This is a genomic window from Acinetobacter sp. NIPH 817, assembly GCF_000368405.1.
In the GTDB taxonomy this organism is placed as follows: domain Bacteria; phylum Pseudomonadota; class Gammaproteobacteria; order Pseudomonadales; family Moraxellaceae; genus Acinetobacter.
Genome location: NZ_KB849420.1, coordinates 1,533,391 through 1,554,943 on the forward strand (window position 1 = coordinate 1,533,391; position 21,553 = coordinate 1,554,943).

Sequence of the window (21,553 nt, forward strand, 5' to 3'; positions counted from 1 at the left end):
CCTCGACCTCGTCCGCTAGAACGGCTACCGCGATCGTCATCATCATCGTCGTCACGGCTGCGGCCACGGCCTCGGCCACCTGAACGGCCGCGATCGTCATCATCATCGTCATCATCACGGCTGCGACCTCGGCCTCGGCCACCTGAACGGCTACCGCGATCGTCATCATCATCGTCATCACGGCTACGACCGCGACCACCTGAACGGCTACCGCGATCATCATCATCGTCATCACGACTGCGGCCACGGCCTCGGCCACCTGAACGGCTACCGCGATCGTCATTATCGTCGTCATCATCACGGCTACGACCGCGGCCTCGACCACCTGAGCGGCTGCCGCGATCGTCATCATCATCGTCATCACGGCTGCGACCTCGGCCTCGTCCGCCTGAACGGCTACCGCGATCGTCATCATCATCGTCGTCATCACGGCTACGACCGCGACCACCATTTTTATGGCTTAAGGCACCCGCTTCACGAGCTTCCTCAGATGTAAATTCATGTGCATTACCGCTTGCATGCGCAGCTCGACCAGCTTCACGAGCTTCTTCAGAAGTAAATTCATGCGCATTACCACTGGCATGGGCTGCTCGCCCACCTTTGCTTGCTATTTCTTTAACTCTTTCAGAATCCATACTTGCAAATCCACGATTTGAAGTACCTGTTCTATTGTTATCATCATCTTCATATCTAGTATTAGCCATAGTTATATCTTCCTATATTTATTTATAGTCACTACCGCTTTTGGTTAACGGATTTAATTAAGATAGAAGATCTATAATATTTTCCTACCGATGCTGTGTATCAATCAATTTAAATGTATATAAAATGAAAGAGTAAAAATTTTATAACTTCATTATTTAAATAAGAATTTATACATTTTACTTTTCTTCATATTTTACTCTTTAAATAATTAGATCACTTATTATTACTTAACTGAACATTACAATATATTTTTACAAACAGATTTAAAATATTTATACAAACAACAAAACAACTCAGCTATAAACAAAAAGTAAAATAATGAAACATACCTAATTAAATAAACACAGATAAAAACACTTATTTTCAATAAAAAACAATAATATATATCATTACATTTTCAAATTGAATTTACTTGAGAGATTAATATTAATATTTAAAACTGATTTTATTAAGACGATTTGAGTAGTTTAGCCATGCAATTAAAAGATCAAGAGTCAACACTACAATACATCCATATTTCTATCCCCGAAATTCTATTAGGTCATATTAAATCTAAGAATTCATGGCAAAATTATGATCAAGAATGGAGTTATAGATTAGATCCCCCACATGCAAGCCATCCCTTCCAAAGAGACTTATACATTATTAAATCAAAAGATATGAAACAAGAAGATATAAAATTATTGCTCGACAATATAGTACATCAAGATAATAAAGCTCCACACAATATAGAGAGAGCAAAAAAAGTTATTCAGGAAATATTAGATTTATCTAACAATATACCAATAGAAAATTGGTTAGACGACACAGGTAACCGCTCTATTATTGAGAGTATGATTGATAAAAATAAAATCAAATTAATGGATATTATGTAATTCTAAATTTAAAATATTTTTTTACATCCTTATATATAAAATAACAAAGAAAACTTATTAAAAATTCATTTTACTTATATTTACAAAACAACAGTTCACCCTAGGAAAATTAGATATTCATACAGAGGTATTTAAAACATGGAAAACTCAACAAATCAGTATCCGACTTCTGCTCCAGCACAAGTTCAATCTCATCAACCAGGCGATCAGGAAAAAATGCATCCTGAACCAGAGATTATAAAAAGCTCCCATAAAGGTAGCGAGAAGTTAAAAGGTAAAGTTGCAGTTATTAGTGGTGGTGATAGTGGGATAGGCCGTTCTGTCGCTGTATTGTTTGCCCGTGAAGGTGCCGATATTGCCATCCTTTATCTTGAAGAAGATGAGGATGCCGAAATCACTAAACAACTCGTTGAAAGAGAAGGACAACATTGTCTTTTATTAAAAGGTGATATTTCTGACCCAGATGTTGCAAAACTCGATATTGATAAAGTTCTACAACAGTACGGCAAAATTAATATTTTAGTGAATAATGCCGGTGTGCAATATCAACAAAAGGAAATTGAAAGTATTAGTAATGAGCAGTTAGAAAAGACATTTAAAACTAATATCTTTCCAATGTTTTATCTTACTAAAGAAGCTATTCCTTATATGGAAGAAGGCGACAGTATTATTAACACGACCAGTATTACCAGCTATCAAGGTCATGATGAGCTGATCGATTACGCAAGTACTAAAGGTGCTATTACTACTTTTACGCGCAGCTTATCGAACAATTTAATGAAACAGAAAAAAGGAATTCGGGTAAATGGTGTGGCACCAGGTCCGATCTGGACACCCTTAATTCCTAGTAGTTTCGATGCGGAAACCGTTGCAGAATTTGGTAAAGACACACCAATGGGAAGAATGGGACAACCCAGTGAAGTTGCACCTGCTTATCTATTCCTTGCCTCAGATGATGCAAGTTATATTACAGGTCAGGTAATTCATGTAAACGGTGGTCAAATCGTAAATGGTTAATCCCTAAGATATAAAAAAGCCCTGAAAGATTTATCTTTCAGGGCTTTTTTTGTTTATTAAGCTGGTACCTGAGCGGCTATTTGTTCTCGTGACCAAACACGATGATCCATAATCAGTTTTTTGAATTTTTCAGCAATAGGCTGGAATTCATCTTCAACTAAAGTGCCCTCATCGGCAACTAAACCTAGCGGTTCAAGCAAGTCAGATTTATTACCTAAAAACGCAATTGGTTTTAAATGCTTATAAGCTTCGAGTACATAATGGCGCGCTACGCCATCTTGCAGCACAGCATTTAAGTTTTCGCCATCAGGAATAATCACCGCATCATAAGCAATTGAAGGTTCAGCCATTTGCATACCATCAGCCACAATAATGTTGTCTTTATGGTCTTTTACTGGAGCCAAGCTCGGTGCTAGTAAATGAACAACCGCACCTTCTTTAATCGCCCAATTTTTAATAGCTTCAAGGGTATCTGACTTCACAAGGTTATGAATTAGTACAGCAACTTTTCGGCCTTGAATATCTTCTGGTGGGAAAGCTAAGAAAGATAATTTAACCGATTTTTCAACTGCGGTTTTCTTATAATCTAGAGTCAAATCAGGAACTTCAATTCCTAAATTAGCGCCTACTTGTCGAGCTAAGTCGAGATCAATATTTGCCAAAATTTGTTGAACTTGGCGCTCACGAATGTGTTTTCGTTGTACTTTACTTAATTCAAAAGTATAGGCATCGACCACATGCTTTTGCTCATGAGGCGCAAGGCTCTTGTAGTAAAGGCGCGGTTGTGAAAAATGATCGGAGAAGGTTTCACTTCTTTGACGAAGTTTGTGTCCACTAATTTGTTCAGGATAGCTTTCAAAACCACCATTTGAAGCAGCGGGTGGTGTTTCTGCTGGCCAATCATTATCAATTGAGTTTGGTTGATAGGAAGCCTGCCCTTTGTGAATCGTATGTTGGTGGATACCATCACGTTGATTGTTATGGAATGGACACACTGGTTTATTAATTGGAATTTGATGGAAGTTCGGTCCACCCAAACGACTTAACTGTGTATCGGTGTACGAAAATAGGCGTGCTTGTAAAAGTGGGTCATTTGTAAAATCAATACCTGGCACAATGTGTCCCGGACAGAAAGCCACCTGCTCTGTTTCTGCAAAGAAATTATCTACATTTCTATTTAAAACAAATCGGCCGATTGGTGTTACTGGAACCAACTCTTCAGGAATGATTTTAGTTGGATCTAGCAAATCGAAGTCAAAGTTCATTTCATCTTCTTCTTCGACAATTTGTACACCCAACTCCCATTCAGGATAAACTCCATTCTCAATCGCTTCATAAAGATCTCGACGATGGAAATCTGGATCTTTACCTGCAAGTTTTTGAGCCTCATCCCACACTAAAGCACTTAAACCTTGTTTAGGGGTCCAATGGAATTTCACAAAATGTGATTTCCCTTGGGCATTAATAAGACGGAATGTATGAACACCAAAGCCTTGAATTGAGCGTAGATTACGTGGAATAGCACGGTCCGACATTGCCCAAATTACTGCATGAGCTGACTCAGGAACTAAAGATACAAAATCCCAGAAAGTATCATGGGCAGTTGCTCCTGTTGGCATTTCTGTATCTGGTTCAGGTTTTACCGCATGAACAAAGTCTGGAAACTTAATACCGTCTTGTACAAAAAACACTGGTGCATTGTTGCCGACTAAATCGAAATTACCTTCTTGGGTATAAAATTTAATCGCAAAACCACGAATATCACGAACGGTATCAGCAGAGCCACGAGGTCCCTGCACTGTTGAGAAACGTACAAAAATTGGTGTTTGAATGCTTGGATCAGTTAAAAATCCTGCTTTTGTTAAGCGCTCATTTCCTTCATAAGCTTGAAAGTAACCGTGCGCACCGACACCGCGCGCATGCACAATACGTTCAGGAATACGCTCATGGTCAAAATGAGTAATCTTCTCTCTTAAAATAAAGTCTTCTAATAGCGTTGAACCACGAATGCCCGCTCTTAAGCTATTCTCATTATCCGCTATTTTAACACCTTGGTTTGTGGTTAATGCTTCATTGGTTGCATCGTCTCTGACTGAGTCTAATTGTTCAGTTTTTTGGGTAGTATTGGCTTTATTTGCAGCGTCAGCACCAGCCATTTCACTTGTTTTATTTGTTGATTTAACATTATCAGTCATGTTCATTACCTATGTTTTTAAAGTTAAACGTGGGGTGAGTAAAAAAACTTCAAGAGTTAGTTTTGTTAAAGGAACTTAAATATGGAAAAAGGAGTTCGACATATTTACGCGTGCTCCAAAGTCCAATGCTTTTATGATGTGAATCTGGGGCCAAAAACGGGGTCAGCTTGCAAATTTTTATGGCAAGATCATGTGACTTCTGAACACGCTCTTGGAGTGCATCTAGTTCGCCATCGGAAATATAGCTAAAGAGATAATCTTGAATGCGCTGGCTATTCTTTAATTCCCTGCTATAGGCCAAGAAGTTAGAAGAATGATCACTACCTGCAATCCAGTCATGAATAATTTGACGTTCTACAGGGTTAAATACCCCAAACATTTTTCCATTTTCTTCATTAATCATTCGCCAGAACACACTTTGTTCTGGGTCGGTATTAAATTTAATCCACTTGTGATCAATAAGATGTGTAACCAGCCCTTTAACGTCTTCTGGATTTGATAACCATTGATTAATCGTTTTACATCCAAACTGTCTAGTTTCGTTATGAATGAGCTGACCCACGAGCGCTTTTCTTTTTAAAATTTTAAGGACCAAATCTTCAAGATTTAAATTTTTAATAATTTTTGAAGATGAAACACCATGACCATTAAGCGCAAAACCGCGCTTCAATTTATTAAAGAAAAGTTCTTTATCTCTGTATTTATCGTAAATATTCTCTATAACTTTAATTGCTTTATCTGCATGCCCGTTATCAATGTTATCGATAGTGATGTGCAAATTAAAATATTTAGAATCAATACCCAGTTCCGCAAGCTCATAATTACTGATGAGTAGGTGCAGTGGCAGTTGCTCATAACCTAAATTAAAGCCGACAATTTCAGGAATGAACTCAGGTGGAGCATAACCAAGCGCCAGCTGAATCACGGCATTATGATAATATTCGTCCTCTAAAAGCAGATCAAAACTATCAAGTCCGAGACCACGTAGCAAGTCATCATAGATACAGACATGGTTTGCTTTCGGCTCACCTAGTCCGAGCTCTTCCAAATAAGTAATAATGAGGTCATGAAAAACCGGATCATTCCAGTAGTGAACTGAACTATATAGCCATGCACCATCTACTTTTTTAGTTGGAGAAACCTTAATTAAAAATTCGAATGCCTGACCAACATTCTTAAAATACTCTCTCTCACCCCCGTTTTGTCTACGGTTTAGGTAAGTCTGAAATAATTCACAATTTTCTTTATTATCATTCTCACACCATTGTTTAACCGTATTTATAGTGGCAGGAAAATCAATTTCCTTTTGATCTATTTTATCAATTTCTTCATTAAGAAAATCTTTTGCTTTCTTTTCTTTTTCAAAACAAGAAATATCAGGATCAAGGAAAAAAACAAATAATTCGTAATAGTTTTGTTGATTATCTTGTAATAAGTCTAATAATCTTTCTTTCACTACAACAGGCATTTCTATTCTCCTTTAGTGAGATATAAATCACCATACTTCAGCTAAACTATAATCCCAGACTATCTTTGTTATATTACGTTATTAAGAAATAATCTATAATTTTAAAATCATTAAATTTCAATTAGATAAGAAATAACACAAAATTACATTCTCACCTTTAGAATTATTTAACCATCTGTTTTTATAAAAAATATATAAACAATAAATTTACATTACATTTGAGTTACTTTAAAAATCATAAAGTTTAAAAAGTTAACAAAAATAAATTAAAAATAATCTTATAACTAAATTAAAAACAGTTTTAAGGAGAAAACCAATGTTTAATTCATGTTGCAAATTACTCGCACAAGAAAAAATTAAAATTGCACTTTTTGAAAGTGCTTCGGCGGGCTATTTAGCTTATCGCTTCTCTTTAAGCCCCTACTCAGGTGATATTCTTATTGGAAGCTTAGTCAGCTATGACTTACATGTCAAAGAAAATACACTTCATATCTCACCTGAACTTATTGAAAAATATACACCTGAATCGATGCAAGTCACTATAGAGATGATCAAAAAAGGCAAAGAACTCCTACATGCCGATCTTTATATTGCCTGCACAGGCCTCTTAAAAAAAGGAGGTTCTGAGACTAAAGAAAAACCTGTAGGCACCTTTTTTTATTCTATTTATTATAAAAATAATTTTTATAACTTTAGAAGACTATTTAAAGGCCCACCATGTCTTAAAATTAGACAACTTATTTATTGCATTTCTAAAGATATAGAATACATAATATTAGATAATAAAAAATAAATTCATTTTAATAAAAGATAACATATACACATTTAGAAATGACCATAGCATTTATTTAACACCATTTTGCCCAAATGTAATTTTATCTATCTTCATATTAATTATGTTTACTGATAAAAATTACACTTTATAGAAATCAAGGTTTTATTTAATTTTCAAAGTTACAGTTAAATATAGGGTAACACCCCAAGGCTACACATTAAAAATTTTCATGTTTTAATAAAGCTATCTGAAGCTCTCAGATAAAACACACATCATAAATGATATGAGGTAATTAAAGATGAGCACTACTAATAATCAAAGCAATCAACGCGATAATCAACAGCAACAACAACAGCAAAATGACAACCGTAACAATCAGCAACAGCCAAACGGCAATCAACAGCAACAAAACAATCAGCAGCAACAACAGCAAAATGACAATCGCCGCCAACAACAAGGCTCGAATCAAAAAGATTCAGGCCAACAAAACTCAAATAACAATAATCAGCAACGCTAATCCGATGCTGACTTAAATGTCATTTGATGCGGTCATTCATTTTATTTAGGAAGGTGCCCTCACCTTCCTAAATTTACCATAAGCATAAAATTAAATAAGATGAGGAAAAACTGATGACAGATCAAAATAGCGATCACGCACGACTGCCAGCCGGCGACCATAATTATTCTGACACTTATTGGCGCGAAAGTTACCTTACTCGTCCTTATTATCAAGAAGCTCAGCTTACTACTCCAGATCTCGATTATGACCGAGACTTTTCGACAGCCTATGAATTAGGTCATCGTGCACGTGCTGAATCGGAACAAGGCACTCAGTTTGAAGATGTCGAAGGCGGTTTGGAACAAAAATGGGAAGAACTCAAAGCTGAATCTCGTTTAAAATGGGAACATGCTAAACAAGCAATTAAAGATGCTTGGAATGGAAGATAAGTTGTTTTTATAACATTCTCTTTTAGTCCAAAACTAAGAGCCTACTTCCGATTGGCCCTCGGAAATAGGCTCTTTTTTATATATCACTATTTAACTTTCTTTTTTCTTAAAATATTCAATAATTTCTTCTCCATTATTAACTGGTTTTACCGGAGAAGAATGTGTTTCTTCATAGGCGTAGTCAGGTAAAGCAACTTTAGTTTGAATAGGCGGTAATTTTTCCTGCCCGCCTGTAGTAATTCTTTCAATAAAACCTGCAAGCCACAGTACAAATTCTTGTGTATTTTTGCTCTTTGGAATAAGGCTTAAATCCAATTTAATTTTAGATTCTTGCAAGGGTTTAATCAGTAATTCAGCAAAATCAATGTAATTGTATAAAAGCTTAAGCTTTGTCCCCTTAAGCTCATGTCTGAGTTCAATCATCAAATTGTTAAGATCCTCCATAGGTTCATCTGTAAAGCCTTTTTTTTCTTTAACATTTTGATAGATTCTCTCAGCTATTCTTAAGTACTGGGGCATATCCTTACCTTTATAAAACTCTCATCATTAAAATGAATTTTGGATGAATATAAGTAATTTATTGTATTTATTTTATTAATTTTTTGAAACTATAATTTAATAACGAAACAATTCAATAACAACAAATTTTTAAAAAGATAATATCAACCTAATTCATTGATTAATTTTATCTTTTTATATAATTATCTTTTTTATTGTGTTACATATTTTATAGAAAATAACGATAAAAAAACTCACGTAAAAGTGAGTTTTCTTTGAGGAAATAATTATGAGTTTTTATCCATTTGTTGAGGAACGGTCGGATCATTAGAGCCATGTGTTCCATCATCATCTGTTGAATGTCGATCTTGGCAAGCGCTCATACCCATCGCGATTGCAAATACTGTACTCACTGCCCAAAAAATTCTTAACATTGAGATCACCATGATTAATCTTAAAATCTAAGCTTATGAATAACATTATCTTCTGTTGACCTACCGCAGTGGTTCTCTTAACTTTTGTAGATTATGCAAGCTTTTGTAAAAATCAAACTTAAATAAATGATCAAAAAATATCATTCTTGCAATTGATATTTTAATTAAATTTTGGCATTAGCTAATTATTTCAGTTTGTCATATTCATGAAAGTAAAATTATTCATCCTTTCCGAGTTTGTGTCTTATTAAGTCAATGATTACAAACAATATATAAATTAACAATTAATAAATATTTGATATATAAACATTAAAACTCAATTATAAAGATTAGGTATAATAATTAATCAAACCTTTAAATACCAAATAATCAGTTATTTTATTAATCAAAATTTAAAAATATTAATATTTGTTTATATAAACCAATCTTTTATTTTTGCAATTGACCCGCTTTAACGCTCAGCTTATGATGCTCCCGCTGACCTATTTTGTCAGTCGGTTTTAGCAGACCGTCTACCTAAGTGCACTAAAAACACGTTTTTTGGTGTGGAGCCCCTCGTGCCTTTGACGGAGGAACGGGAGTGGGACACCTTCGGGTGTGCTGGTTTCTTAGGTATCAGTCTGCTAACCCTCTTTCGTTTCACCACCATAATTAATAGCAGTGATTGGGCGTAACTTCTTTTATCAAGGAGTCTCTAATGACTATTATTTTATATCATTTTATTTTTCTTCATCTTTATTATCTTATCGTTCAGTTGAAAACACTTTTAAAGAATTCTTGCCATCTTTTCACCTATCCAAACTTTTATCTTTATACGGAAAAAATCTCAAGATTTAACGCCAATTAAAGATTAGAACATCTCTATACCAAATCGAACGATAACAACAACCAACTAAGAGCAATTATGATGTTTTTTTTATATCGTATTGTTTTAATGTGCATCCTATTAATAAGTTCTATAAGTTTATTAGGTTGCAGATCTATCAGTAAAAATGAATTTAACAGACATTGTGTTTGGGCAGGACGTGCACTTTCACAATGTAATTGTATTTATAACTCTTTAGAAGAACATTATTCGCCACAATTTGTAGAAAACTTACCTAAAGTAAGCTTACAAAATATTGATGCGGATATGCACTTTGTGGAAACAATGAATGAAACCATGCACCAATGTCAGTTAAGTGCCAGAAAAAACTTAATTAACTAATCTTTGCCTGTTCTACCAAGAAATCTAAAAATGCCCTTACGCGTTTAGGGACATATTTGTCATGTCCTATCCAAACAGCATGAAATTCTTCAGAAGCATTGATATTCCAGTCTTCAAGAATTTTAACCAATAGTTTTTGCTCTAGAGCTTTTCTGATTTGGAACTCATTGAGCTGTGCAACGCCCAGACCTGCAAGTGCTAACTGTAAGATTGCTTCTCCATGATTTACTCTCAGCACTTGAGTAGGTGCAAGCGTGATTTCTTGCTCGTCTTTTTTAAAGAACCATGTTTTATTCTGGCGCTGATAACTTACATCTAAAAGCTGATGTTCATAAAGCTCTTCTGGGTGCTGCGGACAACCATACTTTTCAATATATGCAGGTGAACAGACGTAATGTTTCTGCGTGCTTCCGAGTGAGCGAGCAACCAAATTTGAGCTTTTTAAAGGTCCTGTCCGAATTGCAACATCAATCCGTTGCTCAACTAAATTAATAACTTCATCACTCAAATGAGCCTCTAATTCAATTTGTGGATAGCACTCGTTAAATAGCGAAATACAAGGCAATAAAAAATGCGTCCAATATGAAAAACTGGTATGAATTCTAATTCGCCCTTGCGGCATATGATTTGCGGTAACTGATTGTTCTAGTTCATCTAAGTTATTGAGTATGTGAATGCCTTGCTCATAAAACTGACATCCTTCACTGGTAAGCTGAAACTGGCGTGTTGAACGGTTAAGCAACCTAACGCCAAGTCTTTTTTCCAACCGAGAAATTAACTTACTGACCGCAGACGGCGTCATGTCACAAGCTCTTGCAACGGCAGAGAAACTTCCAAGCTCGACCACTCGAATAAAAATTGCCAACTCGCCAGACCGATTAATATCAAAATATGACATAACAAAAGCTATTTATGAATTTCATTCACAAATCTTATTCCGCTTATGTCGCTATAACAAGCCAGCAATTTGTTTCAAGATAACTTTAATTCGTTTTAAAGAGTTCACAAAATGAAACTTTATCAACCCACCCTATTCTCTCTCATTTTATTTACGAGCTTTGCACAAGCAGAAGTAAAAAAGAGCCAATGGATTACCACTTGGGCAGCCAGCCCCCAAAAAGTCTGGAATAAAGATTTCGTTTTCCCGACCAATATTCCAGATCAAATATCTAATCAGACCATCAAACAAATCAGTCAAATTAGTTTAGGCGGTGAAGCTGTTAGGCTTGTTTTCACAAATCAATATGGGGATCAACCGCTTTATATTGATAAAACTACTGTAGGACTAATCAAAGGAGAAAGTCTTAAATCAAAGAGTGCTTATCCAGTTTATTTTTCTGGAAAACTTAAAGCACAAATTTTACCTGGCAAACAACTGATTAGTGATCCAATCCAATTACCAGTTCCCGATCATGAACAGTTAATGGTAAATACCTTTATCCAAAAACCAACGGTCTTTAAAACTTTTCATTGGGATGCGAAACAAACCAGTTGGCTCATTACGGGTAACCAGACCACGAACTTAAATACGCCTAGCAGTGCAAAAAAAACAACCGCACGATTATTATTATCGGCTGTAGAAGTAAAACCAAAGCGTAAAGCCCATGTTGTTGCAGTCGTTGGAGACTCCATTACTGATGGAGCAACTGCAACTTTAGACGCAAATGCAAGATGGACCGACTTTTTAGCTAAGCGCTTATCGCCACATCAAGTGGCTGTCATTAATAGTGGAATTTCAGGGAATCGACTACTTACAGACGGTATGGGCGACAGTGCTTTAAAACGTTTAAACAGTGAAGTATTTCAATATTCAGGTGTGAAAACATTAATTGTTTTGGTGGGTATTAATGATATTTCATGGCCCGGTACCGCATTTGCACCTAAACAACAAATACCGACTTTTGAAGCACTCACTCAAGGTTATAAACGTGTTGTAGATGAAGCACACCGCCAAGGTATTCAAGTGATTGGAGCAACCTTATTACCATTTTCGGGAGCTTTACCAAATACTCCTCTTGATAACTATTATCAGCCTAACAAAGATAAATTACGCCAGCTTATTAATCGCTGGATCAGAACCAGCCATACATTTGACGGTGTACTTGATCTTGAGCAAGGCTTAAAAGACCCTAAACATCCTGATCGATTAAATCCAATTTATGATTCAGGAGATCATTTACATCCTAATGACCTTGGTAATCAACAAATGGCAAATCTAGTTGATGTAAACCAGTTACTTCATAAATAAAAAGTCCAGATACAGGTAGGAATTTACTCCCTACCTGTATCAATATTGATTAATTACCTTCTAACTCGGCGGTAAGTTTCGGCGTAATAGGCGGTTTTTCAACGGTATGTCGTCGAAGCACCATAACGGCGAAAAGTGCTAAAATCGCAGGGATTGCGATCATCACGAAATTCATCTTATGTGGCAACTCTAGTACTAATAACATGCCCGTTAAGATTGGACCAACAATTGCCCCAATACGACCAACACCAGAAGCACAGCCAATTCCAGTAGAACGCACACTTAATGGATAATATTGCGCTACATAGCTATAAAGCAGAATTGAGGTACCAATCGTTGCCGCTCCTGCCACAGTGACCAAACCATATAAAACATAGGCTGGAGACTTAAAGCCTAAACCGATTAATGCTAAAACACCCGCAAGTAGCATTCCCATAATTACCGGTTTTAAATGGAATTTATCAGACAAAATACCGCCGCCGATTGAACCGATCATTGCGCCAACATTTAGAGCAAGCAAGAATAAAATACTTTTGCCCAATGAATACCCTGCTGCCAGCATGAGTTTTGGTAACCAGCTACTTAACGCATACACCATGAGTAAGCACATGAAGAATACGAGCCAGAACATGAGTGTATTGAAAGCACGGCCTTGTTGAAATAATCCTTTTACAGAACTGCCTGTGGGAACATTATCTTCATTAAGCACTAATTGCGTATGGGTTGTTAGTGTTTGTTCAGGAGAAATTTTTTGAATAATTTTATGTGCCTGTTCAGTTTTACCTGTTTTAACTAAAAAAGTTAATGACTCAGGTAAAAACTTCCAAATGACAGGTAATAGAAATAGTGGAATACCAGCAATTAAAAACATAATTTGCCATCCCTGACTTTCAACCAAATAACTACCAATTAAGGCTGAAAGAATTCCCCCAATCGCATAACCACTAAACATAGTCCCCACCAGAGTACTGCGTATACGTTTAGGTGCGTATTCCGAGGTCAAAGCAACTAGATTTGGCATAACCCCACCAATGCCTAGTCCCGCCAAGAACCGAAGCACCCCAAACTCAAGTGGGCTTGATGCAAAAGCACCTAAAAAGGTAAAACCACTAAAAAGAGTGACACAAATTAAAATCACATTTTTACGGCCTATTTTGTCTGCCAAAGTTCCAAAGAACATTGCCCCAAACATCATTCCGCATAGTGCTGTACTTGCTAACATCCCCGCCTGTACAGCTGTTAATGACCACTCTTGCATTAGCAAAGGCAGTACAACGCCATAAATCACCAGATCATAACCATCAAAAACAATAATTAATAAACACCAAAGCAAAATGCTCCAGTGAAAAGGGGTAAATCGGGCCTGATCAATAACTTCATTTACATTTAATTTAGATGTTGTCATTTACTCACCTCCTCTGTGAGATAAATTCATATTTAATTTTTTAAAACGACATATTGCACCCTAAAGAAAAAACAGATTATTCAAGGTTTTGTTGAATAAATTAAAAGTCATAACTCGCCATCATATTGAAGCGGTTATCAATCCCGTTACGGCCATCAAAAGTTTCTCGCTCGCCATACACATATTCGACCCCCAAGGTAATTGGCTTGTAAGGGTTATACAGTGCATTTACCCAGCCTTGCCAAAGCTCTTTGTTTTGAGTGGTGTTATTACGTTGTAATTCGGCAAAACGGTTGTCATCTTTGGCTTTCATATAGCCATAAGCTAAGGTTGAACGAATTTGTGGCGTAAATTGATGAGTGATACCTAAAGAAATGGTGTCAAACTCATTGCTATGCATATTATTTTGATCATCTATTGCATAGCCGCTATTACTCCATAGCAAGAAACGCCCATCTCCTTTGACATGGTAATAATCGGCTTTGAGTAATGTATCGGGCATAATTTGATATTTACCGCCGAAGCCCACGCCCCAAGCGACTTGCTCATCATTATTCGTTCTTTTTTCGGCAACTAAACTACGGGCAGATAACATCGAACCATTGGCAAACTTATGATTTAAGCGTCCTACCAAAGCTGGTAAGCGCATTTTATTGTCAGGGTCAGTTGTCGCAGTATATTTCGGGTCTTCCACACTGACTGCAAAACTGGTATTTGCCGTAATGTTATCGCTGTATCGAACCAACGGCGATCTTAATAATGCACTGCCTACAAATGTACCTGCATCAATCGTTTCCGGATAATATTCAGGTGCTATAAATGTTGACCACGTTTGACCGATGAGCCATTTATCAAAGGTTAAATAAGCATGGCGTATCCGAAACTGATCACGAGTTGCAGCTCCAAAGAAGTCCATTTCCAGTTTCCCGCCCACATCACCCATAGCAGTTGGGGTTTTAAAATTCAACCCGAAACGTGTCACATTAACGGTACTGTGTAATTGGTCTTTTTGAGCAGATTCTTCTGGCGTATTTTCGAGTGGAACCCCGCTAATATTGTTATACATAGCCGATGCACCTTTCATTTGATAAGAAGCATCCGCACGTATATAACCGTATAAGTTAAATTCTGCACCAGACTTGGTTAAACCTTGCTGTATTGGCGATACGGCTCGAGGAGTTACTGAATTTGCTAGTTCCACTCGCCCTGGCGATAAAGATTTTTGCGCCTCCATGTTAGCTTGTAACATAGCCCGTAACTCTTTCACTTCTTGGCGAAGTTGTTCTATTTCAGGATCTGTTTGACCTGCAAAAGCAGAAGACACAAACAGAGTCACAGAAATTGCCAATAGACTTTTTTGAACCGTTGTATTTAAAGCATTTATCATAAAACTTTCCTTTTTTGATCTTTAATTAGACTTAAAGATCTCGACATCCTTTTTGTTATGTACCTATCTAAAACAGGCCCTTAAACATCAGACTTTCTTCCTCTAGAAAGTCTTCCATCATATTTTTTAGACAAAACCTCCCTTAAGCAGCATTGAGGCCACTTTTTAATGTGTTATAGGTAAAGCTAGTTCTTCTAATTTTTTTTCGTTTTTTATATTCTCTTCCTCATTGAGAATATTTAGGTGTTAAGACAACATTCCTTTGCCTCTACTGACATTATTTTTTTGCAATAAAACCCTGATAAGTCAAAATTTGCGCATACGACTGTATGCTCTCGAAACCAGTTTTTTGCAAAAGTTTTATATATCCTTCAGTAGTTAAGCTAAAAAAGTCTTGTGCCATACGCTCTAACATTTTCTGACATTGCTCTTCCGTTAAACCTTGAGCCAAGCATAAATAACGTAGTGCTTGAAGCTGTTGTGGGTTTACACACGTCATTAAATCGTAGGTAAGTAAAACTGCTTTTTCTTTTAAACGATCATAAATATCTTTAAAAAAAACAGGTTTTATATCATCTGCAATAAAATGCGCCACAAGAATAGAAAGTGCAGCATCAAAGCAATTCTCAAGAGATAAAGCTGACGTTTCACCGTGAACAAAGGTGACTTGAGCAGATTTATCTAAAAGTTCAACCTGTTCTTGGGCTTTTTGCAGCATGGTCAAAGATGGATCAACTGCTGTAAATTTCCAGTGAGGATGTCTTTTAAGTAAATATTCAAGTTCATAACCCGTACCACAGCCCACAATTAAGATATGAGCATTTGGTGGTAACACCGATTGCAAAATGGCATCCACCTGTTGATGGATGACTTCATAACCTGGAATTAATTTACGAATATGTTCGTCATATCCTTCGACTACTTTGGGGCTATTAAAGTCTTTTGCCATTTTGTTTTATCCTCTATTTAAACTGCCTTTAAATTTATAGTTTGCTGCACTTTGAACGGGCTTTAGACTTCTTTAATCAAAGACATTTCCAGTTAAATTAAGCTCAGCTCGCATAATTTCCTGCAATTTAAACTTTTGTGCTTTGCCCGAAGCAGTCATTGGAAACTCATTAAAGAATCGGACATAGCGCGGCACTTTATTATGAGAAATGTGCTCTTTGCAGAATTGGCGAATACTGTTTTCATCAATTTGATGATGTTCATGCAAAATAATACAAGCACAAAGTTCTTCGCCATATCTCGCATCTGGTAAACCAATGACTTGCACATCGCTTACATCGGGATGGGTATATAAAAAGTCTTCAATTTCTTTTGGAAAGAGATTTTCCCCACCACGAATCACCACATCTTTAATACGGCCTTTAATTTTAATAAAACCGTCTTGGTCCATTTCGGCAATATCACCCGTATGCATCCAGCCAGCCGAATCAATAACCTCTTTGGTCTTTTCCTCTTCGCCCCAATAACCAGCCATCACGGAATAACCGCGAACGCATAGCTCACCCAAAGTTCCTTGCGGAACAATCTGCCCTTCTAAATCGACAATTTTAATTTCAACATGCGGGTGAACATGCCCGACTGTGCTTACTCGTTTATCAATCGAATCATTTACCGAGCTTTGTACACTCACTGGCGAAGTTTCAGTCATGCCATAACAAATGGTGATTTCAGACATATGCATACGGTCTATCACACGTTGCATAATTTCACGTGGACAAGGACTACCTGCCATAATGCCCGTTCTTAAACTCGACAGGTCAAACTCATTAAACTGTTCATGCTCTAAGGTGGCAATAAACATGGTTGGCACGCCATAAGCTGCCGTACAACGTTCTTGATGAATCGCTTTTAAAGTTTCTAAAGGATTAAATACCGCCGATGGATAGACCATGGTTGACCCATGCGTTACACATGCCAGATTCCCCATCACCATGCCAAAACAATGAAACAACGGCACAGAAATACACACTTTATCTTGAGGGGTTAAGCGAATCCCTTCACCAACAAAATAGCCATTATTTAAAATATTATGGTGGGTCAACATGGTCCCTTTAGGGTTACCTGTTGTACCTGAGGTAAATTGAATATTAATCGTTTCATCAAACTGATGTTGCTTCGCTAATTGTTTTAATTGTTCAAGCTGCTCAGAAGTTGGTGTAGTAACTAAATCACTAAAGCGATGAATGCCCGTATGTTGTTTGTCATCAATTTTAATCACAAATTTTAAATGTGGCAGTCGCGCTGAACTGAGCACTTTGTCTGGACTATTGGTTAACTCAGGGGCAATTTTCGTGAGTAGTTCTTGGTAATCAGTCGTTTTGAATTGAGAAGCTATAATCAATCCTTTGCATGAGACTTTATTCAACACATATTCAAGTTCATGACTTTTATAAGCTGTATTCAGGTTAACTAAAATAATCCCTGCTTTAAAAGCTGCGAATTGGGTTACCGTCCATTCCACACAGTTAGGCGACCAGATGGCTAATCGGTCTCCTTTTTTTAATCCCAATTTTAAAAGGCTACAAGCGAAAGCATTTACTTCATCCTGTAAAGCTTTATAGGTTAATCGTCTGTTTTGATGAAAACTGACGATGGCTTCCTTTTCTGCATATTGCCGACAGGCCTGATCGAATTGTTCACCAATGGTCATACCCAATAAGGGCTGTGTGCTTGGTCCCGAGGCGTAGCTTAACCGTTCTTGTTGCATTGAATCATTCTCCTTGATTCTTCTAATTCTCTTCTTACCTGATCTAATTGTTGTTACTGCAACTACTTTTCCAAACCGCCTACTTTGTAATGTTTATCCTTTATATGCCCTATTTCTTCTGCACAGCATCTACACAAAAGTCAGCAATCTGTTTTGAAAAATAGTCTTTGTGCGCATGATCAAACTTTGTATTTTGAGCTGGGTCTAGGGGTTCAACCACCACATAGGTCATGGCACCGACCACACACAGTGCTGCTGTATTTAAATCATCCAAGACAAACTCACCACTTGCATTTCCATCCGCAAGTATTTTTTTAATACTTTGTTTAATCAATTGCTTTACACGAAAACGCTCATGTTCAACCGTTGAATCGACGGGTTCAAACATGAGTGAATATGCAAGCTGAGGACTATTTAGTGCCCGTTTTACAAAGGTTGCCACCGCCTTATGTAATTTCTGCTTTGCCGATAACTCACTTTCAGTAATCGAATCAATCACCAATAGTTCTGTATTAATAGCTTCAGACAAAACTTCAATCAGCACTTGGCTCTTATTATCAAAGTAGCGATAAACCAGTCCACTAGATACACCCGCTTGCTCTGCAATTGTTTGTATTTGCGCGTCTTTAAATCCTCCCTCTGAAATTATTTTTCTGGCTGAATTCAAAATCGATTTACGATTTTGCTCCATCCGCTCCTGCATTAAAGATGATCGTTTATAGCTCATAATTTATTCTCTAACAAATAAAATGAATTGTAAATCATTTTATGAATATGTATTCACTTTTTCAAAAAATCATTGTATGTTACTTATCAAATACCCACAAAATATTTTATGGACAACAAATATAACCAATAGGATGAAAATATCATGAACCTACGCAGCTTGAATTTCGGTCTAGATGAAACTTTAATTGCGCTTCAAGATTCAGTGGCCGCTTTTTGTGCAAAGGAAATTGCACCAATTGCTCAACAAGTTGATCAAGACAACAAATTCCCTGCACATCTCTGGAAAAAATTCGGAGATATGGGCCTTTTAGGTATGACGGTTTCTGAAGAATATGGCGGTGCCAATATGGGTTATTTAGCTCATATTATTGCCTTGCAAGAAATTTCCCGTGCTTCGGCAGCCATTGGTTTGTCTTACGGTGCTCATTCTAATTTATGTGTAAACCAGATTAACCGTAACGGTAACGAGCAGCAAAAACAAAAGTATTTACCAAAACTGATTTCTGGTGAATATGTGGGTGCCCTTGCCATGTCTGAACCGAATGCGGGTTCTGATGTCGTTAGCATGAAACTACGCGCAGAGCAAAAAGGCGATCACTTCGTTTTGAACGGTTCAAAAATGTGGATTACTAACGGCGGTGATGCAGATGTACTCGTGGTTTACGCTAAAACTGATCCGCAAGCTGGCGCGAAAGGCATGACCGCTTTTTTAGTTGAAAAAGGTATGAAAGGCTTTAGTCACGGTAACCATTTAGACAAACTCGGTATGCGTGGCTCTAACACTTACCCACTGTTTTTTGACAATGTAGAAGTGCCTGCTGAAAACGTACTCGGTGGTGTCGGTAACGGCACAAAAGTACTGATGAGTGGTTTGGACTATGAACGTGCAGTTTTAAGTGCTGGACCTTTAGGCATTATGGATGCCTGTCTAGATGTGGTCATTCCATACTTACACCAACGTGAACAGTTTGGCCAAGCTTTAGGTGAATTCCAGCTTATGCAAGGCAAACTTGCCGATATGTATTCAACTTGGTTGGCATGTAAAGCACTCGTTTATGCTGTTGGTGCTGCCTGTGACAAAGCTGACCATGACCGCAGCCTACGTAAAGATGCTGCAAGTGCCATTTTATATTCTGCCGAAAAAGCAACATGGATGGCTGGTGAAGCAATCCAGACTTTAGGCGGCAACGGTTATATCAATGAATTCCCTGCTGGTCGTTTATGGCGCGACGCAAAACTTTATGAAATTGGTGCAGGAACTTCTGAAATTCGCCGCATGCTGATTGGCCGCGAACTCTTTAATGAAACCAAATAATAATTATAAATAAGGACGCATCTTATGAACCAATTACAAAGCAAGATTAATGTTCGAAGTGAAGACTTCAAAACAAACCAGCAAGCCATGCAAACATTGGTCACAGATCTAAAACAAGTTGCCCAGCGTATTGCTTTAGGCGGTGGTGAAAATGCCCGTCAAAAACACTTGGCTCGAGGTAAACTTTTACCCCGTGAACGTATTGATCAACTGATTGATGTCGGCACGGCATTTTTAGAAATTGGTCAGTTGGCAGCGTACAACGTTTATGAAGATGATGTTCCTGCCGCGGGTGTGATTGCGGGTATTGGTCAAGTCAACGGCATCACTTGCATGATCGTTGCCAACGATGCAACGGTAAAAGGCGGAACGTATTACCCACTTACGGTTAAAAAGCATTTACGCGCCCAAGAAATTGCTGAACAAAATCACTTGCCTTGTATTTATTTGGTGGACTCGGGCGGTGCCTATTTACCAATGCAAGATGAGGTTTTCCCAGACCGTGATCACTTTGGGCGTATTTTCTATAACCAAGCACGCATGTCGAGCCTAGGTATTGCCCAAATTGCTGTAGTAATGGGTAGCTGTACCGCAGGTGGTGCTTACGTTCCTGCCATGTCTGATGAAACCATTATTGTACGTAATCAAGGTACGATTTTCTTAGGTGGCCCTCCTTTGGTAAAAGCGGCAACTGGTGAAGTGGTAAGCAGTGAAGACTTAGGCGGTGGCGACGTGCATACACGTCTTTCGGGTGTAGCTGACCATTTAGCCGAAAATGATGAACATGCGATTGCCATTGCACGAAACATTGTTGCTAACCTCAATAAAAAGCCAAATGACTTAAGTAAACAAGTTGATGAACCATTGTTTGATGCATCGGAACTCTATGGCGTGGTGCCAAGTGATGCACGTAAACCTTTCGATATTCGTGAAGTGATTGCCCGCATTGTAGACGGTTCTCGTTTTGATGAGTTTAAAGCACGTTTTGGTTCAACACTCATTACTGGTTTCGCTTCACTCTATGGTATGCCAGTCGGCATTATTGCCAATAACGGGATTTTATTTTCAGAGTCTGCACAAAAAGGTGCGCACTTTATTGAGCTGTGCACTCAGCGCAATATTCCATTGTTATTCCTACAAAACATTACGGGCTTTATGGTCGGTCGCCAGTATGAAAATGAAGGAATTGCAAAAAACGGCGCCAAATTGGTGATGGCTGTTGCAACCGCAAATGTACCAAAACTGACCCTGATTATTGGTGGTTCGTTTGGTGCAGGTAACTACGGTATGTGTGGACGTGCTTATTCACCACGCTTTTTATGGACTTGGCCGAACTCTCGTATTTCAGTGATGGGTGGCGAACAAGCAGCAAGTGTACTCTCGACTTTAAAACGCGATCAAATTGAGCAAAAAGGTGCCGAGTGGTCAGCTCAACAGGAAGACGAATTTAAACAACCCATTCGTGAACAATACGAGCGTCAAGGCCATCCTTACTATGCTTCTGCCCGCCTTTGGGATGACGGTGTAATCGACCCAGCTCAAACTCGTCAGGTACTTGGTTTAAGTCTTGCTGCTGCTATGAATGCCCCAATCCAGCCAACCAAATTTGGCGTGTTCCGCATGTAAGAGGT

20 protein-coding genes are annotated in these 21,553 nt (G+C 37.7%); 9 read left to right on the forward strand and 11 right to left on the reverse strand.

The genetic code is table 11. From position 1 onward, the window contains the following. A partial coding sequence (locus F968_RS20730) for a KGG domain-containing protein (RefSeq protein WP_004793035.1) occupies positions 1-704 on the reverse strand: 704 nt, incomplete at its 3' end. Between the two features lie 474 nt (positions 705-1,178). Here F968_RS20730 and F968_RS10900 point away from each other — a divergent pair. Continuing rightward, entirely contained in the window at positions 1,179-1,580 is a 402-nt protein-coding gene (locus tag F968_RS10900; RefSeq protein ID WP_004793037.1) for a DUF6367 family protein, read from the forward strand. A 138-nt stretch (positions 1,581-1,718) separates the two neighbouring features. After that, complete coding sequence (locus F968_RS10905) at positions 1,719-2,597, forward strand: SDR family oxidoreductase (RefSeq protein ID WP_004793039.1); 879 nt, start codon at positions 1,719-1,721, stop codon at positions 2,595-2,597. A gap of 56 nt (positions 2,598-2,653) precedes the next feature. Here the strand turns inward: F968_RS10905 and katE are convergent, their stop codons facing one another. Continuing rightward, positions 2,654-4,798, reverse strand: a complete 2,145-nt coding sequence (gene katE, locus F968_RS10910) for a catalase HPII (RefSeq protein ID WP_081399534.1) — start codon at positions 4,796-4,798, stop codon at positions 2,654-2,656. 43 nt (positions 4,799-4,841) lie between these two features. Continuing rightward, positions 4,842-6,260, reverse strand: coding sequence for an iron-containing redox enzyme family protein (locus F968_RS10915; RefSeq protein WP_004793043.1), 1,419 nt, complete (start codon positions 6,258-6,260; stop codon positions 4,842-4,844). A 316-nt stretch (positions 6,261-6,576) separates the two neighbouring features. Here F968_RS10915 and F968_RS10920 point away from each other — a divergent pair, with 316 nt between their 5' ends. The 3 genes from F968_RS10920 (at position 6,577) to F968_RS10930 (ending at position 7,983) form a co-directional block, all read left to right on the forward strand. Continuing rightward, the gene (locus F968_RS10920; RefSeq protein ID WP_004793045.1) at positions 6,577-7,053 is read left to right on the forward strand and encodes a CinA family protein; all 477 of its coding nucleotides are present in this window, start codon (positions 6,577-6,579) and stop codon (positions 7,051-7,053) included. Positions 7,054-7,333: 280 nt separating this feature from the next. Next, positions 7,334-7,552, forward strand: coding sequence for a hypothetical protein (locus tag F968_RS10925; RefSeq protein ID WP_004793047.1), 219 nt, complete (start codon positions 7,334-7,336; stop codon positions 7,550-7,552). 113 nt (positions 7,553-7,665) lie between these two features. Next, positions 7,666-7,983, forward strand: a complete 318-nt coding sequence (locus F968_RS10930; protein ID WP_004793048.1) for a hypothetical protein — start codon at positions 7,666-7,668, stop codon at positions 7,981-7,983. A gap of 90 nt (positions 7,984-8,073) precedes the next feature. Here F968_RS10930 and F968_RS10935 read toward each other — a convergent pair whose 3' ends face one another. Together F968_RS10935 and F968_RS20355 are read right to left on the reverse strand one after the other, a co-directional pair. After that, positions 8,074-8,502, reverse strand: a complete 429-nt coding sequence (locus F968_RS10935) for a hypothetical protein (protein WP_004793051.1) — start codon at positions 8,500-8,502, stop codon at positions 8,074-8,076. 266 nt (positions 8,503-8,768) lie between these two features. Continuing rightward, positions 8,769-8,915, reverse strand: a complete 147-nt coding sequence (locus F968_RS20355) for a hypothetical protein (RefSeq protein WP_081399535.1) — start codon at positions 8,913-8,915, stop codon at positions 8,769-8,771. 904 nt (positions 8,916-9,819) lie between these two features. Here F968_RS20355 and F968_RS20650 point away from each other — a divergent pair. Beyond that, complete coding sequence (locus F968_RS20650; protein ID WP_004793054.1) at positions 9,820-10,122, forward strand: hypothetical protein; 303 nt, start codon at positions 9,820-9,822, stop codon at positions 10,120-10,122. Here the strand turns inward: F968_RS20650 and F968_RS10945 are convergent. Next, on the reverse strand, positions 10,115-11,020 hold the full coding sequence (locus F968_RS10945; RefSeq protein WP_004793055.1) for a LysR family transcriptional regulator: 906 nt from the start codon (positions 11,018-11,020) through the stop codon (positions 10,115-10,117). The two genes, F968_RS20650 and F968_RS10945, sit on opposite strands and share 8 nt — an antisense overlap. A 111-nt stretch (positions 11,021-11,131) precedes the next feature. Here F968_RS10945 and F968_RS10950 point away from each other — a divergent pair, with 111 nt between their 5' ends. Then, the gene (locus F968_RS10950) at positions 11,132-12,370 is read left to right on the forward strand and encodes an SGNH/GDSL hydrolase family protein (RefSeq protein ID WP_004793056.1); all 1,239 of its coding nucleotides are present in this window, start codon (positions 11,132-11,134) and stop codon (positions 12,368-12,370) included. A 49-nt stretch (positions 12,371-12,419) separates the two neighbouring features. Here the strand turns inward: F968_RS10950 and F968_RS10955 are convergent, their stop codons facing one another. The 5 genes from F968_RS10955 to F968_RS10975 all read right to left on the reverse strand — a co-directional run bounded on the left by F968_RS10955 (position 12,420) and on the right by F968_RS10975 (position 18,605). Beyond that, positions 12,420-13,775 carry an MFS transporter gene (locus F968_RS10955; protein WP_004793057.1) on the reverse strand — a complete coding sequence of 452 codons (1,356 nt, stop codon included), beginning with the start codon at positions 13,773-13,775 and terminating at the stop codon, positions 12,420-12,422. A gap of 100 nt (positions 13,776-13,875) precedes the next feature. Then, complete coding sequence (locus F968_RS10960; RefSeq protein ID WP_085944193.1) at positions 13,876-15,159, reverse strand: DcaP family trimeric outer membrane transporter; 1,284 nt, start codon at positions 15,157-15,159, stop codon at positions 13,876-13,878. Positions 15,160-15,439: 280 nt separating this feature from the next. Further along, positions 15,440-16,111 (reverse strand): class I SAM-dependent methyltransferase, encoded by a 672-nt coding sequence (locus tag F968_RS10965; RefSeq protein ID WP_004793059.1) that lies wholly within the window; start codon positions 16,109-16,111, stop codon positions 15,440-15,442. 72 nt (positions 16,112-16,183) lie between these two features. After that, a complete protein-coding gene (locus F968_RS10970; protein WP_004793060.1) occupies positions 16,184-17,878 on the reverse strand; it encodes an AMP-binding protein in 1,695 nt (564 codons plus the stop codon). Between the two features lie 109 nt (positions 17,879-17,987). Beyond that, positions 17,988-18,605: a TetR/AcrR family transcriptional regulator gene (locus tag F968_RS10975; RefSeq protein WP_004793061.1), complete on the reverse strand. Its 618-nt coding sequence runs from the start codon at positions 18,603-18,605 to the stop codon at positions 17,988-17,990. Positions 18,606-18,749: 144 nt separating this feature from the next. Here F968_RS10975 and F968_RS10980 point away from each other — a divergent pair, with 144 nt between their 5' ends. Together F968_RS10980 and F968_RS10985 are read left to right on the forward strand one after the other, a co-directional pair. Beyond that, the gene (locus F968_RS10980; protein ID WP_004793062.1) at positions 18,750-19,922 is read left to right on the forward strand and encodes an isovaleryl-CoA dehydrogenase; all 1,173 of its coding nucleotides are present in this window, start codon (positions 18,750-18,752) and stop codon (positions 19,920-19,922) included. A 24-nt stretch (positions 19,923-19,946) separates the two neighbouring features. Further along, on the forward strand, positions 19,947-21,548 hold the full coding sequence (locus tag F968_RS10985) for a carboxyl transferase domain-containing protein (protein ID WP_004793063.1): 1,602 nt from the start codon (positions 19,947-19,949) through the stop codon (positions 21,546-21,548). Positions 21,549-21,553: the final 5 nt, after the last annotated feature.